Consider the following 17,478-nt stretch of genomic DNA (forward strand, 5'->3'; position numbering starts at 1 on the left):
GGATCAGCGACGGGCGGCGCGCACCAGACGGTCGGCCAGACCGCGGTCGCGTACCTGGACCCGGGTCGTGCCGACGAAGACGTCCATCGTGCCGGTGGCGGCGTCCCGGAGATGGACCACGATCGGCTCGTCCCGCCGGCTCGCGGACGGGGAGTTCTGGGCGGCGGACAGGCCCGGCACGGTGAGGGCAGCCGCGCCGAGCGTGGCGCTCGCGGCGGCGGTAAGCGTCTGCCGGCGCGTCAACCGCGGCCAGGTCCGCCGCTTGGGCGCGTCGGTGGTCTCGTCAGAGCTCATCGGCAACCTTTCCGGACCGGCGCCGTAGCGCCGCGGGGGCCGGGCACCCGGACGCCGCCGGATCCCCGGGCTGGGGTCACCGGCGGCGGTCCTCGCCGCAACCGCCGCCGGCATCCACAGGTACGGCGCGGGGCGGAAAAAGGTTCGACGTCAGGCGTCGACGTGACCGTACGCGGTCGTCCGCTTGCGGAACGGCCGCCCGGCCGCCGTGGCGATCCCCCGCAACTGCTCCTCGGTACGCGCCGAACCGTTGCCCGAGCCGGCCATCCGGGAGATGGTCTCCTCCATCAGCGTGCCGCCGAGGTCGTTGCAGCCGCCCCGCAACATCTCCACCGTGCCGGCGTCGCCGAGCTTCACCCACGAGCACTGGATGTTGTCGATCCGGCCGTGCAGCAGCAACCGGGCCATCGCGTGCACCACCCGGTTCTCCCGCCAGGTCGGCCCCGGACGGGCGATCCCGGCCAGGTAGATCGGCGCGTTGGTGTGCACGAAGGGCAGCGCCACGAACTCGGTGAAACCACCGGTGCGGTCCTGCACCCCGGCCAGCACCCGGAAGTGGGCCAGCCACTGGCCGGGATGGTCGACGTGGCCGTACATCATCGTGGAGCTGGACCGGATGCCCAGCTCGTGGGCCGTGCTGACCACCTCGACCCAGGCGGAGGCCGGCAGTTTGCCCTTGGTGAGCACCCAGCGCACGTCGTCGTCGAGGATCTCGGCGGCGGTGCCCGGGATGGTGTCCAGACCGGCCTCGCGCAGGCGGCCCAGCCATTCCCGCACCGGCACGCCCGCCTTGGCCGCGGCGGTGACGATCTCCATCGGGGAGAACGCGTGCACGTGCATCCCCGGCACCCGCGCCTTGATCGCGCGGACGATGTCGGCGTAGCCGGTGACCGGCATCTTCGGGTCGATGCCGCCCTGGAGGCAGACCTCGGTGGCGCCGCCCGCCCACGCCTCCTCCGCCCGGTCGGCCACCTGCTCCAGGGAGAGCCGGAACGCGTCGGCGTCGCTCTCCCGCTGGGCGAACGCGCAGAACCGGCAGCCCACGTAGCAGACGTTCGTGAAGTTGATGTTCCGGTTCACCACGTACGTCACGTCGTCGCCGACCGCGTCCCGGCGCGCGTCGTCGGCGATCCGGCACAGCTCGTCGAGCGCCGGCCCGTCCGCGCCGAACAACGCCAGCGCCTTCGCCTCGTGCGCCGGCGCCAGCAACGCGGCCGGGTCGTCCGCCGCCAGCCGCAGGCCCGCGCGCAGGTCGCCGTCCGCGCCGTCGTTTCCGGGTACGCCGACCGGGCGGGTGATCTTGTTGGCCACCTCGGACCAGTCGCCGTAGACGCTGTCGAAGTCGCCCCGCCGGTCCTCGGTGCGCCCGGTGACGTCGATGGTGGCGTGCAGGTCGGTCCGGCCGCCGAAGACCTCCTCCGGCTCCTGCCAGGGCCGCCCCACCGGACGGGCCTCCTCCACCGCCAGCCCGGTGACCGGGTCGGCGAGCGCGGTGACGTGCGGCACCAGGCGCGGGTCCAGCCACGGCTCGCCGGCCCGCACGTACTCCGGGTAGACGGTCAACCGCTCGCGCAGCGTGAACCCGGCGCTCGCGGTACGGGCGGCCAACTCGTCCAGGTGCGGCCAGGGCCGCTCCGGGTTGACGTGGTCGGGCGTGACCGGCGAGACACCGCCCCAGTCGTCGATGCCGGCGCGCAGCAGCAGGTCGTACTCGCCGGCGATGAGGTTCGGCGGCGCCTGGATGCGGGCCTTCGGGCCGAGCAGCAGCCGGGCCACCGCCACGGTGGCGGCCAGGTCGTGCAGCTCCGCGTCCGGCATGCCGCGCATCGCGGTGTCCGGCTTGGCGCGGAAGTTCTGCACGATCACCTCCTGGAGGTGGCCGTACTCCCGCATCGCGCGGCGGATCGCGAAGAGCGCGTCGACCCGCTCGGTGAGGTTCTCGCCGATGCCGATCAGGATGCCCGTGGTGAACGGCACGCCGACCCGGCCGGCGTCGTCGAGCACCCGCAGCCGGACCGCGGGCTCCTTGTCCGGCGAGCCGAAGTGCGGGCCGCCCGGCTCCGACCAGAGCCGGGTCGCGGTGGTCTCCAGCATCATGCCCATGCTCGGCGCGACCGGTTTGAGCCGCTGCAACTCCGACCAGGAGAGCACGCCCGGGTTCAGGTGCGGCAGCAGGCCGGTCTCCTCCAGCACCGCCACCGCGCAGGCACGCAGGTAGTCGAGCGTCGAGTCGTACCCCCGCTCGTCCAGCCACCGCCGGGCCGCCGGCCACCGCTCCTCCGGACGGTCGCCGAGCGTGAACAGCGCCTCCTTGCAGCCCTGCGCGGCGCCCTCGCGGGCGATCGCCAGCACCTCGTCGCGCTCCAGGTAGGCGGCGGGCAGCCGGTGCGGCACGGTGGCGAACGTGCAGTAGTGGCAGCGGTCCCGGCAGAGCCGGGTCAGCGGCACGAAGACCTTCTTGGAGTAGGTGACCACGCCGGGCCGGCCGGCCTCCCGCAGCCCGGCGTCGCGGATGTCACCGGCGACGCGGAGCAACTCGTCAAGCGCCGTGCCCCGCGCGGTGAGCAGCGCGGTCGCCTCACCCATGTCGAGCGCCCGCCCGGTGGCGGCGCGGCCGAGCGCCCGCCGGACCTCGGCCCCGTTCGGAACGCGCCCACCGTGATCACCCATCCCCCCAGCCTATGCACCCCGCTCAGGTGTAAGGAGGGGGCCCTTGTTAACGCATTCGGTAGAGGAGGGGCCCCCGCTTAACACCCCGCACGGCGCAGCAGCGGGCGAGCGGCGGGAAGGCCGCCGCCCGCCGCTCGCTCTGGCTCATCGGGGCTGGTTCGGGTCCTCGCGGTCGAAGCGCTGGGTGCGCTCGTCGTCGGCCGGGGACGCCGACTGGCCCGGTTCCCCGGGCTGGCGCGGGATCGCCTGGGTCGGGTCGGCCGACGGCGGCTGGCCGAACGGCGGCGCCGGCGGCGTCGAGCCGGGCTGGGACCCCGCCGACGGGCTGCCGGGCTGGGACCCGGCCGACGGGGCACCGGACTGCGGACCGTCGAACGGCGAGCCGGGCTGCGGGCCGCCGAACTGCGGACCGGCCTGCGGGCCGCCGAACTGCGGACCGGCCTGCGGGCCGCCGAGCTGCGGACCGGCCTGCGGGCCGCCGAACTGCGGACCGGGCTGCGGGCCGCCGAACGGCGGGGCCGACTGCGGGGCGTGCGGCGGGGCGGTGTTGAACGGCGGCGCCGACTGCGGCTGGCCGTATGGGCCTGCCTGCGGCCAACCGGGCTGCGGCGGCGCGCCCGCCTGCGGGTAGCCCGCCGACGGGTGACCGGGCTGCGCTGGCACACCGGCCGGCGGGTACCCGCCCGGAGCCGGGTAGCCGCCGGGCTGCTGCGGCCACCCGGGCTGGGCCTGGCCGTAGACGCCGGGCTGCGGCTTGGGCTTCGGCACGTAGTAGAGCGTGCGCCAGAGTTTGAACACCACGTACGCGGCGACCGCGAAGATCGCCAGCCAGGCCGCCCGGGTGAGCAGCCCGAGGAACGCATCGAGCACCTCACCGTCGGCGAGCCGGCCGAGGAGCCAGATCAGGAACGTCAGCACCCCGAACACGGCGGATACGCCGTACTCGATCAGCGCCACCAGGGTGATCAGTTTCGCCTTCGCCAGCGTCGGGCGAATGTGCGTGGCGAGGAGGACGGCGAGCAGCGGCAGGACCGTCGCCTCCAGGCCGACGAAGGCGTAGAAGGTGCTGCCGGCCCGGCTGCCGAACGTGCTGTAGTCGTCGACCGGCACCAGCAGGCGCAGCAGGCCGACGAAGAGCAGCACGGCGTTCGCGCCGAGCAGGACGAGCGCGGCCAGTTCGCGCAGCGGCTTGGTCAGTTGGCTGGCCTGCGCGGCGTCACCGGACGCGGGCTCGGCGGGGCTGGTCACGGACTCCCCCAGGGGACGAAAGCGGACAGTTGGCGAAGTGAGCCTAGTCTCTCCGGCCACCGGGCGATCGACGGCGGCACGTGCGGAAGGATGGACGGCATGCGCATCGTGGTACTGACCGGCGGCATCGGGGGCGCCCGCTTCCTGCTCGGCGTCCGGGCGTACGCCCGGGAGGTGGGCGCCGAGGTGACCGCCGTGGTCAACGTGGGCGACGATCTCCTGCTGCACGGGTTGAAGGTCTGCCCGGATCTGGACAGTGTGCTCTACACGCTCGGTGGCGGCGCCGACCCGGAGCGTGGCTGGGGCCGGGCGGGTGAGACCTGGACGGTCAAGGCCGAGCTGGCCGCGTACGGCGCGGAGCCGAGCTGGTTCGGCCTCGGCGACAAGGATCTCGCCACCCATCTGGTCCGCACCACGATGCTCAACGCCGGCTACCCGCTGTCCCAGGTCACCGAGGCGCTGGCCAGCCGCTGGCAGCCGGGCGTACGCCTGCTGCCGGCGACCGACGAGCGCCTGGAGACCCACGCCGTCATCTCCGACGGGCAGGGGCAGCGGGCGATCCACTTCCAGGAGTGGTGGGTGCGCCACCGCGCCGACGTACCGACGCAGCGGTTCGTGTTCGTGGGCGCGGAGGCGGCGAAGCCGGCGCCGGGCGTGGTCGAGGCGCTCGCCGCCGCGGACGTGGTGCTGATCGCGCCGAGCAACCCGGTGGTGAGCGTCGCGCCGGTACTGGCCGTGCCGGGCCTGCGTGACGCGGTGGTCGGCGGCCCCGCGCCGGTGATCGGGGTGTCGCCGATCATCGGCGGCGCGCCGGTACGCGGGATGGCCGACCGTTGCCTGGCCGTGCTCGGGGTCGAGTGCAGCGCGACCGGCGTGGGTGGCCTCTACGGCGCCCGCTCCGCCGGGGGCCTGCTCGACGGCTGGCTGGTCGCCGAGGAGGACGAGGGCGCCGCGGTGCCGGGCGTGGTGGTCCGCTCGGCGCCGCTGCGGATGACCGACGAGGCGGCGACCGCCGCGATGGTGCGCGCCGCGCTGGAGTTGATGTGAAGCTGGAGATCCTGCCGGTGCCGGGCATCGGCCACGTGACCGAGGGCGACGATCTGGCGGCGCTGATCGCCGGTGCGGCGCCCTGGCTGCGCGACGGCGATGTGCTGGTGGTCACCAGCAAGATCGTCTCCAAGGCGGAGGGCCGGCTGGTGGACGTGCCGGCGGACGGCCCGGAACGCCTCGCCGAGCGGGACCGGGTGCTGGCCACCGAGACCGCCCGGGTGGTCGCGACCCGGGGCGGGACCCGGATCGTGCAGACCCACCACGGGTTCGTGATGGCCTCCGCCGGCATCGACGCCTCGAACGTGGACAAGACCCGGCTGGTGCTGCTCCCGGTGGATCCGGACGCCTCGGCCCGCGCGTTGCGGGCGGCACTGCGCGAGCGGTACGGCCTCGACGTCGCAGTCGTCGTCAGCGACACCATGGGCCGCCCATGGCGCAACGGGCTCACCGACGTGGCGCTCGGGGTGGCCGGGATGCCGGCGATCCGCGACCACCGAGGCGAGGTCGACCCGTACGGCAACGAGCTCCATCTCACCCAGATGGCCGTAGTCGACGAACTCGCCGGCGCCGGCGAGCTGATCAAGGGCAAGTGCGATCAGGTGCCGGTCGCCGTCGTCCGTGGTTACCTCACCGCGACCCGGGACGACGACGAGGGCGCCCGGACCCTCGTGCGGGACGCTTCGCTTGACCTCTTCTCGCTCGGCACGGCCGAGGCGCGGGCCGCCGGCCTGCGGGCGGCGGCCACCCTGCCGGACGTGACCGGTCCGGCCCCGGCCGACCCGGCCGCGGTGGACCGGGCGATCGCCGTGGTCGCCGACGCGGTCGCCCCCGGCACCGTCTTCACCCACGTCACCGACGAGGAGGTACGCGCCGGATTCACCGCCACCGTGTCCGGCTGGCCGGCCACCGCCACCGGCCTGGTGCTCGGTGCGGCGCCGACCCCGGTCGACCGGGCGGACCTGGTCCGGTTCGGCGCCGACCTGCAACGCCTGCGCACCGCGCTGGCCGCCGAGGGCGTCGGGTCGGTCCTGCTGCCGCCCCCGGCGGGAAGCACGGCCAGCGCCACGCTGGCGCTCTGACCGCCCGAGCGCGAACCGCCCGGACCGCGTGACCCGCCGAGCGGCGTCGGTCAGGCGTCGAGGACGGCGCGGCCCAGCGGCGTCAGCGTGTGCAGCACGGTGTTGCGGTCCCGGTGGCTGACCAGCAGCCCGGCGTTGCGCAGCACCGAGGTGTGTTGGCTGGCCGCGGCGGCGGAGATGCGCAGCCGCCGGGCCATCTCGCCGGTCGTGCAGCCCTCGTCGGCGACCTGGAGCACCGCCGCGCGGGTGCGACCCAGCAGCGCGGCGAGCGCCTCGCGCTGGGCGGCGGCGTCGTCCCGGCTGCCGCCGGTGTCGGAGGTGAGGCCGCCGAGCCGGTCGACCGGGTAGACCAGCACCGGGGGCAGGCTCGGGTCGAGCAGCGCCACCGGGTTGCCGGTGCAGAAGAACGACGGTACGAGCAGCAGGCCCCGGCCGTCCAGGTGCAGCTCCCGGGTGTCCGGGTAGTCGAGCACCTCGAGCACGCCGTCGGCCCACCGCATGGTGGGTCGCAGGCTGGCCAACAGCCCCTCGGCGCCACCGTCGAGCATGGCCCGCGCGCGCCGTGACCGGTCCGCCTCGACGGCGGCCTGGACCCGCGCCCAGTACGGGGTGACCGCGAGCGCCTGGTAGCGCGCCATGGTGTCGGTGAGGTCCTGCAACGCCTCGGGCTCACCCCGGGCGAGCGCGGTCGCCGAGGACGGCAGCGAGGTCTCTCCGGCCAGGACGGTCAGGTCGCGGCGCAGCATGCCGAGCGGGGTGCCGCGGACCGCTTCCAGCCCGGCCTCGAAACCGTCCCGGCTGGCGGACGGGGTGAGGAAGTCGGGAAAGTAGCCACGGGGCGGGTTGAGCGCGAGGAGCAGCCGGTAGCGTTCGGCCCCGGTGTCGGTCCGCAGACCGCGCGCCACGCCGCGTCGCCACGTCGTCGACAGCGGGTCACGGCTGCGCCCCTGGAGCAGGTGCAGGCTGAGAACCAGTTCCCACAGCGGGTCCGCGGCCGGGGCGACCCGGGTCCGCAGGATGTCCTCGCGCGAGAAAATGATCTTCAACATGGATCGCTCCCGGGTGGACGGCGGAGGTGCCCGCCACCCCTTGCACTTTACCCGCCGGCACTAATCTCCATTTTTAAGCGAGACGTGAAAGACCTCGACGTTGGGCGTACCGGTTCGGCAAACTCTCCCTTGCCCGCCGACGCCGGGGCGCGATGCCGACCCGGTCGCCGGTCGACGGGCGTGGCCGGACGGCACCACGAGGGTCTGCGGATCGCTCCGCAGGGGTGCCGTCCGGCCGTCGCTCATCCGATCCAGAGCGCCACCCGGTGGTCCTCGTCGGTCACGTAATAGCAGCGTCCCGCCACCTCGGCCAGCCCTTCCACGTGATGGAACGGCGCCAACTCCGCCACCAGCTCGGCGCCCACCCGGGCGTCCGCGCCCCAGCTGTGCCGGAACCGCACGTGCCGGGACGTCACCTCACCGCCGTGCGGGTGGTCGTCGAGCAGCACCGAACCCTTGCCCAGCGCGTCGATCGAACCGATCACGGCCGCGTAGCCGCCGTCGTCGGTCGGCGTGATCGCGCGGAACCCGGCCAACGCGCCGGCCGGCGTCACCCCGGTCAGCGCGTACGCCCCGAGCGCCCGCGGCCAGCTCGCCACGTCGGCGTCGTCGAACATCCCCGCCACCCCGGCCAGCTCGACGTAGATCGGCTCGCCCGCGGCGGTCACCGGGAAACGCAGCCCGAGCAGCACCGTCCCGGCCGGGGTGAACGCCGCCGCCTCGACGTTGAGGGGCAGGTCGTCCTCCGCCAGCCGGCTCACCCAACCCTTGGCCCGCGCGACGCCCCGGGCCACGGTCTCCACCACGAACCGTTGCCGGACCCGGTCGCCGGGCGGCAGCGGGGTCAGCGGGGCGGCGACGAGCGCGTCGTTGATCGCCCGGTGCAGCCGGAAGCGGTTGCGGACCACATGCACGGCGAGCGACCCGGCCACCGCGTCGTCCTCCCGGAACCGGGCCACGAAGGCGCGACGGGGCCGCAGCGGCCCGGCCTTCGACCCGAAGTGCGAGCCGAAGACGTACACCCAGCCGTCGTGGTGGGCGAGCGCCTCGCCGTCCTCGGTGCGGCCGTTCTCCCGGCCCGCGTCGGCCGGCACGTGGTACGCCAGCCACTCGCCGTCGTCGCGCTCCAGCAGCAGCGCCAGGCACTGCTCCACCGGCCCCTCGTCCAGCACGGTCCAGAACCCACGCCGCGCGCCGTAGGCCCGCAGCAACGCCGGCGAACGGACCGGCAGCAGGTCACTTGCCTCGTTGCCAGCCACCAGGAACTCGACGAGTCGCAGGGTCACCGGGTCAGGGTACGGAGACGACGCTCGTACAGTGTCGGGGTGTCTGATCTCACCGCGTACGCCGACCTGCACGCCGACGCCGTCGCGGCGCTGAGCCGCTGGACGGCGACCAGCCCGGCCGCCGCCGCGAACCGGGACCGGACCCTGACGCTGCTGGCCGCCGGGCCGATGGCGATGGGCCGCGCGCACCGGCCGGGGCACGTCACCGCGAGCGCGCTGGTCCTCGATTCCACAGGCGACCGGGTGCTGCTCTGCCTGCACGGCAAGTTCCGGCGATGGGTGCAGCTCGGCGGGCACTGCGAGCCCGGCGACCGGACGCTTGCGGCAGCCGCATTGCGCGAGGCCACCGAGGAGTCCGGGATCGCCGGCCTGACGCTCGATCCCGACCCGATCGACGTCGACATCCATCCGGTCGCCTGCCAGGGCGGCTCGCTGCACTACGACGTCCGGTACGCGGTCTTCGCCCCGGCGGGAGCGACGGAGCGGGTCAGTGACGAGTCCGAGGCGCTTGGTTGGTTCCCGCCGGACGAGCTGCCCGAGCCGCTCGCCGACGCGACCGCCCAGCTGGTGGCACCGGCGTTGTCCGCCCTGGCCCGCCGGGCCGCCGGCTGAGTCGCACACCGGCGGCCGACGGGCCGAAACCGGCCCTTAGATCAGGCCCTCCTCGCCGCGCTCCTTGAGCTGATCGACGATCTTCTTCACGTCCTGCGCCCGGTCCCGGGGACAGACGAACACGGCATCCGGAGTGTCCACCACGATCAGGTCGTGCACGCCGACCGTGGCGACGAGGCGGCCGGAGTGCGGCACCACCACCGTCCCGGAGGTGTCGTGCAGCAGCACGCCCGGCTTCGCGTCGCCGCCGAGCACCACGTTGCCGTCGTCGTCGGTCGGCAGCACCTCACCGAGGGTGTGGAAGTCGCCGACGTCGTTCCAGCCGAAGTCGCCCGGCACGGTGGCCACCCGGCCGGCGGTCGCCGCGCCCTCCATCACCGCGTAGTCGACCGAGATCTTCGGCAGCGTCGGCCACACCGTGCCGAGCACGTCGTCCTGTTCCGGGGTGCCCCAGGCCGCCGCGATGGCGGTGATCCCGGCGTGCAGCGCCGGCTGCTGACGGGCCAGCTCGGCCAGGAAGACGTCCACCCGCCACACGAACATGCCGGCGTTCCAGAGGTGCCGGCCGGAGCGGACGTAGACCTCCGCCACCTCGGCGGCGGGCTTCTCCTTGAACTCGCGTACCGGACGCAGCGGCCCGCCGTCCACCGGGTCGCCGGTCTCCAGGTAGCCGTAGCCGGTCTCCGGCCGGGTCGGGGTGATGCCCACCGTCATCAGCAGCCCCTGCTCGGCGCCGCGGATCGCCTGCCGCACCACCTCGGCCCACCGGGTCGGGTCACCGATCAGGTGGTCGGCGGCGAACGAGCCCATCACCCCGGCCGGGGCACGCTGGGCGATCACCGCGGCGGCCAGCGCGATGGCCGCGCAGGAATCCCGCGGCGACGGCTCCACCAGGACGTTCTCCTCCGGCAGGCCAGCCAGTTGCCGGGCCACCGCCGCGGCGTGCGCGGCCCCGGTGACCACGAGCGTGCGCTCCGGTGTGGTCAACGGCGCCAACCGGTCGACCGTGGCCTGCAACAGCGAGGCGGTGGTGCCGGTCAGCGGGTGGAGAAACTTGGGATGGCCCGCGCGGGACAGCGGCCACAACCTTGTGCCGCTGCCGCCCGCCGGGATGACGGCGTAGAACATCAGCACATCATGCCCGAAGCGGGCGAGCCGCCACGGCCGTCGCCGGGGATCCGCAGCGGACGCTCAGGAACGCGCCCGCCGCCAGGCGGCGATGTGGACCTCCGCGCTGGACTCCCAGGTGAACTCCTTGGCCCGGTCGAAACCGGCCTTCGCCAGGGAGAGCCGCCGCTGCTCGTCGTCGAGCAGGGCGCCCAGGTCGGTCGCGATCTGGTCCGGGTCCTCGCTTGTGTACGCCACCGCGTCGCCGCCCACCTCGGGCAGGGAGAGCCGGGGCGTGGTGAGCACCGGCGCGGCGCACGCCATCGCCTCCAGGATCGGCAGCCCGAAGCCCTCGCCGTACGACGGGTAGGCGGCGACGAGCGCACCGCCGAGGAAGCCCGGCAGGTCGGCGTAGCGCAGATAGCCCGGGCGGAGCAGCCGCAGGTGCGACGGGACCTCGGCCACCGCGCGGTCGATGTCGTCGTCGTGCCCCTGGCCGCCGGCCACCACGAGCACCGGCGGGTTCGGCCGGTCGGCCACCGCCCGGGCCCAGCCGCGGATCAGGTTGGGTACGTTCTTGCGCGGCTCCTTGGCCCCGAGGAACGCGACGTAGCTGTTGTCGCCCAGCCCCAGCCGGGCCCGGACCCGGGCCTTCTCCTCGTCGCCCGGCGCGTGGAAGGCGGCCTGGTCGACGCCGTGGTAGGCCACGTCGATCCGGGTCGGGTCGGCGTCGAGCAGCCGGATCAGCTCGTCCCGGGTGGCCTTGCTCGGCACGATCACCCGGGCGGCGCGGCGCAGCGAGGTCTTGATCGCGCTGCGGAAGAACGTCCGGCGCGACTTGTCGTAGTGCTCCGGCTCGGTGAAGAACGTCGCGTCGTGCACGGTGACCGTCACCGGACACCCGGCCCGCAGTGGGCAGGTGTAGAACGGCGAGTGCAGCACCTCCGCGTTGACCTGCTGGGCCAGCAGTGGCAGGCCGGTCTGCTCCCAGGCGAGCCGGGCCGGGCGGTGCGCCACCGCCGCCGGCGCGGGGATGATCTCGGCGCCGGGCAGCATCCGGGTGTAGCGCTCCAGGTCGGTGCGGAGGCTCACCACGGCCAGGTCGACGCCGTCGCCGCAGACCCGGCCGAGCGCGCCGAGCAGGCCGTCGACGTATCTACCGACGCCGCCGCGATCGGCGGGGACACTCGTGGCGTCGATGAGAACGCGGGGCGGGCGACCGGCGGTCACGGGGCGACTCCTCAGGTGGCGCGTTTGTGGGGAACAACACTGTCGGCAAGCCTACGCCGGACCGGGTGTCCCACGCTGACTGCGACCCGACGGTACGCCGACTTGTCGTTGTCATCGAGTACGTACCCGGGCGGCGTATCGTTCGCGCCGATGGCCGACAACATTGCCCGGGTGTTCGCCGACGCGATCGCGACCGACCCCACCCGACCGCTGCTGACCTGGTACGACGACGCCACCGGCGAACGCACCGAACTTTCCGGCGCGACGCTTGCGAACTGGGTCGCCAAGACCGCCAATCTGCTCGTCGACGAGGCCGGCTGTGCGCCCGGCGACCCGGTCGGGGTGCTGCTGCCGCCGCACTGGCAGACCGCCGCGGTGCTGCTCGGCTGCTGGTCGGCGAAACTGACCATGATCGACACCCCAGGCCCGGTGGAGGTGCTGTTCACCGCCGTCGACCGGGTCGACGAGGCGAGCCGGTGGCCGGCCGGCGAGCGGTACGCCCTGGCGCTCGACCCGTTCGCGCTGCCGATGCGGCAGGTGCCGGCCGGCTGCACCGACTTCGTCGCGGCGGTACGCGGGCACGGCGACCACTTCACCCCGTACCCCTCAGGTGGTGCGGCGGACGCGGCGCTGCTGGCCCGCGCGGAGGCCCGCGCCGCGGAGCTGGGTCTCACCGCCGGCGACCGCCTCCTGGTCGACGTGACCCGGCACCCCGACCCGGTCGACTGGCTGTTGACCCCACTGACCGTCGCCGCCAGCGTCGTCCCCTGCGCCCACCTCGACCGCGCCCGACTGGACGCCCGCGCCGCGACCGAGAAGGCCACCCACACCCTGGCCTAGGTCAGGGGGCGGCGCGGCGCTCGGCGAACGTGGCGAAGACCGTGAGGGACTCCGGGTTGGCCAGGGCGCCCTTCGCGGCGGCGCGGTCGACCGGGGTGCCGGTGAGGATCTTCTTGACCGGCACCTCCAGCTTCTTCGCGCTCAGCGTGCGCGGCACGGCGCGGACCTGGTGGATCTCGTCCGGCACGTGCCGGGGCGACAGGGCGGTACGCAGCTCGCGGCAGATCTTCTTCCGCATCTCGTCGTCCAGCTCCAGGCCGTCGGCGAGCACCACGAACAGCAGCAGCTCCCCCGCGCCGCCCTCGTCGTCCTCCAGGTGCACCACCACCGAGTCGACCACCTCGTCGAGGCCCTCCACCACGGAGTAGAACTCGGCGGTGCCGAGCCGCACCCCACCCCGGTTCAGCGTGGCGTCGGACCGGCCGGTGATGACGCAGCCGCCGCGCTCGTTCACCGTGATCCAGTCGCCGTGCCGCCACACCCCGGGATAGACCTCGAAGTACGCCTCCCGGTAGCGGGCGCCGTCCGGGTCGTTCCAGAACCCCACCGGCATGCTCGGCATCGGCTCGGTGATCACCAGCTCGCCGAGCTGGCCGATGACCGCCGAACCGTCGGCGGCGCGGGCCTCCACCTTCGCGCCCAGCGCCCGGCAGGCGATCTCACCGGCGTGCACCGGCAGCAGCGGCACCCCACCGACGAACCCGGTGCAGACATCCGTGCCGCCGGAGAGCGACTGGAGTTGGAGACGGTCGCCGACGTTCCCGTACACCCAGGTGAAGCCCTCGGCGGGCAGCGGCGCGCCGGTCGAGCCGAGACCGCGCAGCGCGGACAGGTCGGCGAACTCCCGCGGCACCAGCCCGGCCTTGCGGCACGCCAGCAGGAACGGGGCCGACGTGCCGAAATAGGTGGTGCCGGTCTCCGCCGCCAGCCGCCACAACGCGCCCAGGTCCGGGTGGCCCGGGTTGCCGTCGAACAGCACGATCGCCGCGCCCACCGCCGGCCCGGAGACCAGGAAGTTCCACATCATCCAGCCGGTGGTGGTGAACCAGAAGAACCGGTCCGCCGGCCCCAGGTCGTGGTGCAACGCCAGCATCTTCAGGTGTTCGAGCAGGATGCCGCCGTGGCCGTGCACGATCGGCTTCGGTAGGCCGGTGGTGCCGGAGGAGTAGAGCACGTACAGCGGGTGGTCGAACGGCACCGGCGTGAAGGCCAACGGCTCGTCGGTCTCCGCCGCCAGGTCCGCCCAGGCGAGCGCGCCGTCGGGGGCCGGGCCGTCCGGATCGAGGCACGCGATGCCGACGGTGTGCCGCAGCGACGGCAGCGCGGCCCGGACGGCGGCCACCTCGGCGCGCCTGTCGACCGGCTTGTCACCGTAGCGGTAGCCGTCGACCGCGACCAGCACCGTCGGCTCGATCTGCTGCCAGCGGTCGGTGACGCTGCGGGTGCCGAACTCCGGCGCGCAGGAGGAGAAGATCGCGCCCAGGCTGGCGGTGGCGAGCAGCAGGACGTACGTCTCCGGGATGTTCGGCGCGTACGCGGCGACCCGGTCGCCCGGGCCGACGCCGAGCCGGCGCAGGCCGGCGGCCACCCGGCGGACCCGCTCGCGCAGCTGCGCCGCGGTGAGCGTCTCCGGCGCGCGGGTCTGCCCGTGCGCGATCACCGCCGGGTCGTCGTCGCCGAGACCCGGCATGCGCAGCACGTTCTCGGCGTAGTTGAGCGTCGCGCCGGGGAACCAGCGGGCGCCGGGCATGGACCTCCCGGCCAACGTTGCGGTCGGGGGCGTGTGCGCCACCACCTGGAAGTAGTCCCAGATCGAGGACCAGAACCCGTCCAGGTCGGTGACCGACCACTGCCACAGCGCGTCGTAGTCGGCGAACTCCAGCCCCCGGTGCGCGGCCAGCCAGCGCAGATAGTCACCGATCCGGGACCGTTCGCGCACGTCCGCCGGCGGCGTCCACAGCACGTCACCCACTGTTCCAACCTCCCCTGAGGCCCGGCACGACACTGTGCATGGGCCGTGGCGCCATCTTGCCCTACCCGGTGCCGCCATTCTCCGCACCGGCCCCCGCCTGCGGGGCGTGCCCACCCCACACCCCCCACCCCCTCCCCATGTGGGTGTAAGGCGGGGGCCCCGCTTAACGCATTCTGCATAGGCGGGGGCCCCGCTTAACACCATCGCGGGACGGCGGCGCCGCCGCCCGGTGCGCAGGCGTGAGGTGTTAAGCGGGGCCCCCGCCTCTACCGGAGGCGTTAAGCGGGGCCCCCGCCTTACACCTCAGGCGGCGCGGTGGGCCTGGATGGCGCGGCGGCGGGCCAGCCGGTGGGCGCGCCGGATCTCCGCCTCCCGGAAGCGGCGCTCGTCGTCCGGTGACTCCGGCAGCACCGGGCGCACCGCGCGGGGCGCGCCACCGACGTCCACACCCACGAAGACGAGGTACGCGGTGGCGACCCGCACCGGCTCGTCCTCGGCCGAGTCCCAGCGCTCGGCGACCACCCGCACCCCGACCTCCATCGACGTGTTGCCGGTCCAGTTGACCTGGGCGTGTGCGTGCACCAGATCGCCCACCCGGACCGGCTCGGAGAAGACGATCTCGTCGATGGACGCGGTGACCGCGGTGCCGCCGCTGTGCCGGGCGGCCGACGCGCCGGCCACGTCGTCGACGAACTTCATCAGCACCCCACCGTGCACGGTCCCGTACAGATTGACATCGACAGCAGTCATGATGCGACTCAGCGTGACGCGGGAGTACGAGGTCGGCTTACCCGGCGGGACCGCGGGATGATCTGTCATGCCGGAAACGGTACGGTGCGCGGATGCGACATCTCTGGAGCTTCCTCGCCGGGTTGGTGGTGGCGCCGGTCACCTGGGTGCTCGTCACCCTCGGTCAGGACGGATCTGGGCGGACCGTCAACCGCTGGGTGGAGATCGGTACGTACAGCACCCCTAACCTGATCGAGCCGGCCGTCTATCTCGGCGTGGCCGGCATCCTGCTCGGCCTGCTCGGCACGCTGCGTTTCTCGCCGCTCGGCCCGCTCGTGGCGGGGCTGCTGCTCGCGGTCCCCTACCTCTGGCTGTTCGTCGCGCCCTTCACCGTGCGGGACCGGGTGCCCGGCGACCTGAAGCTGCTCGGTGATCCGTTGCCGCTGCGCCAGCCACTCGACAACGGCACGCTGTTCCTGATCGGCATGCTGTTGCTGATGGCCGTGTTCAGCGGCCAGCGGTGGCGGAGTCGACCCGTAGCGCAGCCGGACGGGGCGGAGCTGACCCCGGCCGTTGCGCCGGTCGAGCCGGCGGCCGCGTCAAGCGACTGGTCCCCGCCGCCGGCGCCGCCGAGGGATCCGGACACGGCCCCGCTCACGCTCGCCTATCCGGACACCCCCACCGAACCCCTGCCGCGCCGGACCGGCGGCGAGTCGCCGTGGTCCGCTCCCCCGCGCGGCGGAGCCCGGCCGGACGGCCCCACCGACCCTCGTTGACCGGCGCGGGCGGGCCGGAGTTCCGGCCCGCCCGCCAGAGCATCATCAGCACCAGACGGAGAGCCAGTCCGTCAGGTCCAATGTCCGACGCGCCCAACCAAACTTAACACTAACTTCGCACCTGGCTCGCGTAGTGTGAAGTTAAGTGATGCCATGCAGATGTGATTGCTGACGACGTCAACGAGATGCTCGCCGCTCTGCGCCGGATAGGCGGTGAGCCCTCGGGGGTCGAGGCGAAGCGGGCTGCCGAAGGGCTACCGAAGTCCGTTCGCGAAACGCTCTCCGCCTTCGCGAACACCGACGGCGGGACGATCCTGCTCGGCGTCGACGAGCAGAGTGGGCTCACCCTCGTCGAGTTGACTGATCCCGCCGGGCTCCGGAACGCCCTGGTGCAGATGTCACGAGACGACCTCACACCCCCACTACGCATCAGCACCGAGATCGTCGAGGTCGACGGGCATCGACTGGTGGTCGCGGAGGTGCCGGCCGCCCCGGCGGACCAGCGCCCGGTCTACGTTACGGCGCAGGGCACGGCCCGGATCCGGCCTCCGGCGTAAGGTTCCTCGACAACCAGACAGTCCGGGGCTCCATCCCCGAAATGATGGAGACCACCCTCTCGGTACTCCGCCGCAGCCTCGCGGTTCGCGCAGTCATCAGCGATCACGGTGGACGCAGGGACGAGGTCGAGTACCCGCTCGAAGCCGTCCGCGAGGCAGCCGTCAACGCCCTGCTGCACCGCGACTACAGCCCCGTGACAAGGGGCACCCAGGTGCAGGTTGAGCTGTTCCCCGACCGCCTTGTCGTCCGCAGTCCAGGTGGCCTCTACGGGGGCGTCGTCATCGACGAACTCGGCGAAGAAGGCATCTCGTCGTCGCGCAACGCCGTCTTGGCGAGCCTCCTCGCAGACACCTACCTCCCGTCGTCGAACGAACTCGTCGCCGAAAACCGGTCTTCGGGCATCCCCGCGATGCTCGCGGTAGCGCGACGCCGGGGCCTGCCACGGCCGAACTTCAGGAGTTCCGTCTCCAGCTTCGTGGTCACCATGGCCCGCTCCGAACTCCTCAATCCCGAAGTTCGCCGCTGGATCGCCGGGCTGCACGCACACTTGCCCACACCCGCGCATGAGATCGCCCTCGCGATGCTGCGCGAGAACTACCTCACGAACGAGATGCTGCGGCAATGGGGCGTTGACCGCATCGCTGCCGGTCAAGTCCTGAGGGATCTCGTTGACCAAGGACTGGCCGTGAAGGAGGGCGGACGGCGCTACGCACAGTACGTACTCGACCCCACCGCAGTCGGTCGGGCAAGGGAGCCTGACCTCTTCACCAACCTCCCGCCTGACGTCAGCGAAGCGCTCAGGAGCCGGGGAGAAGCGGCAGCAGGAGAGCTTGTCGAACTCACCGGACTGTCACGCACCGCCGTCCTCAACCACCTACGGACGCTGGTCGGGGCTGACACCGTCATCGCCGTCGGAGCAGCACGAAGCCCCAAACGACGATACCGATGGGTCGGACCCCTCCCCGATCAAACGTAGCC

At 73.3% G+C, this 17,478-nt stretch carries 16 protein-coding genes; 7 read left to right on the forward strand and 9 right to left on the reverse strand.

Going from position 1 to position 17,478, the window contains the following annotated elements:
- Positions 1–3 precede the first annotated feature (3 nt).
- From O7602_RS23940 to O7602_RS23950, 3 genes are all read right to left on the reverse strand, one after another.
- Positions 4–294: a hypothetical protein gene (locus O7602_RS23940; protein ID WP_281584859.1), complete on the reverse strand. Its 291-nt coding sequence runs from the start codon at positions 292–294 to the stop codon at positions 4–6.
- 150 nt (positions 295–444) lie between these two features.
- The gene (locus O7602_RS23945) at positions 445–2,964 is read right to left on the reverse strand and encodes a bifunctional FO biosynthesis protein CofGH (protein ID WP_281584860.1); all 2,520 of its coding nucleotides are present in this window, start codon (positions 2,962–2,964) and stop codon (positions 445–447) included.
- Positions 2,965–3,108: 144 nt separating this feature from the next.
- Positions 3,109–4,212, reverse strand: a complete 1,104-nt coding sequence (locus O7602_RS23950) for a hypothetical protein (RefSeq protein ID WP_281584861.1) — start codon at positions 4,210–4,212, stop codon at positions 3,109–3,111.
- A 99-nt stretch (positions 4,213–4,311) separates the two neighbouring features.
- On the opposite strand from O7602_RS23950, the gene cofD reads away from it, so the two are divergent.
- A complete protein-coding gene (gene cofD, locus O7602_RS23955) occupies positions 4,312–5,259 on the forward strand; it encodes a 2-phospho-L-lactate transferase (RefSeq protein WP_281584862.1) in 948 nt (315 codons plus the stop codon).
- Complete coding sequence (locus O7602_RS23960; protein WP_281584863.1) at positions 5,256–6,341, forward strand: coenzyme F420-0:L-glutamate ligase; 1,086 nt, start codon at positions 5,256–5,258, stop codon at positions 6,339–6,341. Before cofD ends, O7602_RS23960 begins: the two co-directional genes overlap by 4 nt.
- A 50-nt stretch (positions 6,342–6,391) precedes the next feature.
- Here O7602_RS23960 and O7602_RS23965 read toward each other — a convergent pair whose 3' ends face one another.
- Positions 6,392–7,390, reverse strand: coding sequence for a winged helix-turn-helix domain-containing protein (locus O7602_RS23965; protein WP_281584864.1), 999 nt, complete (start codon positions 7,388–7,390; stop codon positions 6,392–6,394).
- 242 nt (positions 7,391–7,632) lie between these two features.
- Positions 7,633–8,676 (reverse strand): hypothetical protein, encoded by a 1,044-nt coding sequence (locus O7602_RS23970; RefSeq protein ID WP_281584865.1) that lies wholly within the window; start codon positions 8,674–8,676, stop codon positions 7,633–7,635.
- A 39-nt stretch (positions 8,677–8,715) separates the two neighbouring features.
- On the opposite strand from O7602_RS23970, the gene O7602_RS23975 reads away from it, so the two are divergent.
- On the forward strand, positions 8,716–9,288 hold the full coding sequence (locus O7602_RS23975; protein ID WP_281584866.1) for an NUDIX hydrolase: 573 nt from the start codon (positions 8,716–8,718) through the stop codon (positions 9,286–9,288).
- Between the two features lie 36 nt (positions 9,289–9,324).
- Here the strand turns inward: O7602_RS23975 and O7602_RS23980 are convergent, their stop codons facing one another.
- Both O7602_RS23980 and O7602_RS23985 read right to left on the reverse strand, forming a co-directional pair.
- Complete coding sequence (locus O7602_RS23980) at positions 9,325–10,416, reverse strand: sugar phosphate nucleotidyltransferase (protein ID WP_281584867.1); 1,092 nt, start codon at positions 10,414–10,416, stop codon at positions 9,325–9,327.
- A 63-nt stretch (positions 10,417–10,479) separates the two neighbouring features.
- Positions 10,480–11,625: a glycosyltransferase family 1 protein gene (locus O7602_RS23985; RefSeq protein ID WP_281584868.1), complete on the reverse strand. Its 1,146-nt coding sequence runs from the start codon at positions 11,623–11,625 to the stop codon at positions 10,480–10,482.
- A 150-nt stretch (positions 11,626–11,775) separates the two neighbouring features.
- Between O7602_RS23985 and O7602_RS23990 the strand changes: the two genes are divergently transcribed.
- On the forward strand, positions 11,776–12,465 hold the full coding sequence (locus O7602_RS23990) for a TIGR03089 family protein (RefSeq protein WP_281584869.1): 690 nt from the start codon (positions 11,776–11,778) through the stop codon (positions 12,463–12,465).
- Between the two features lies 1 nt (position 12,466).
- Here the strand turns inward: O7602_RS23990 and O7602_RS23995 are convergent, their stop codons facing one another.
- Positions 12,467–14,437, reverse strand: coding sequence for an acetoacetate--CoA ligase (locus O7602_RS23995; RefSeq protein ID WP_281584870.1), 1,971 nt, complete (start codon positions 14,435–14,437; stop codon positions 12,467–12,469).
- Positions 14,438–14,740: 303 nt separating this feature from the next.
- Positions 14,741–15,256, reverse strand: a complete 516-nt coding sequence (locus O7602_RS24000; protein WP_281584871.1) for an acyl-CoA thioesterase — start codon at positions 15,254–15,256, stop codon at positions 14,741–14,743.
- Between the two features lie 23 nt (positions 15,257–15,279).
- Between O7602_RS24000 and O7602_RS24005 the strand changes: the two genes are divergently transcribed.
- The 3 genes from O7602_RS24005 to O7602_RS24015 all read left to right on the forward strand — a co-directional run bounded on the left by O7602_RS24005 (position 15,280) and on the right by O7602_RS24015 (position 17,476).
- Positions 15,280–15,942: a hypothetical protein gene (locus O7602_RS24005; protein ID WP_281584872.1), complete on the forward strand. Its 663-nt coding sequence runs from the start codon at positions 15,280–15,282 to the stop codon at positions 15,940–15,942.
- Between the two features lie 161 nt (positions 15,943–16,103).
- Positions 16,104–16,499 (forward strand): ATP-binding protein, encoded by a 396-nt coding sequence (locus tag O7602_RS24010; protein ID WP_281584873.1) that lies wholly within the window; start codon positions 16,104–16,106, stop codon positions 16,497–16,499.
- Positions 16,500–16,540: 41 nt separating this feature from the next.
- Positions 16,541–17,476, forward strand: coding sequence for an ATP-binding protein (locus O7602_RS24015; RefSeq protein WP_281584874.1), 936 nt, complete (start codon positions 16,541–16,543; stop codon positions 17,474–17,476).
- Positions 17,477–17,478 lie beyond the last annotated feature (2 nt).

Origin of the sequence: Micromonospora sp. WMMD1128 (assembly GCF_027497235.1) — a bacterium.
In the GTDB taxonomy this organism is placed as follows: domain Bacteria; phylum Actinomycetota; class Actinomycetes; order Mycobacteriales; family Micromonosporaceae; genus Micromonospora.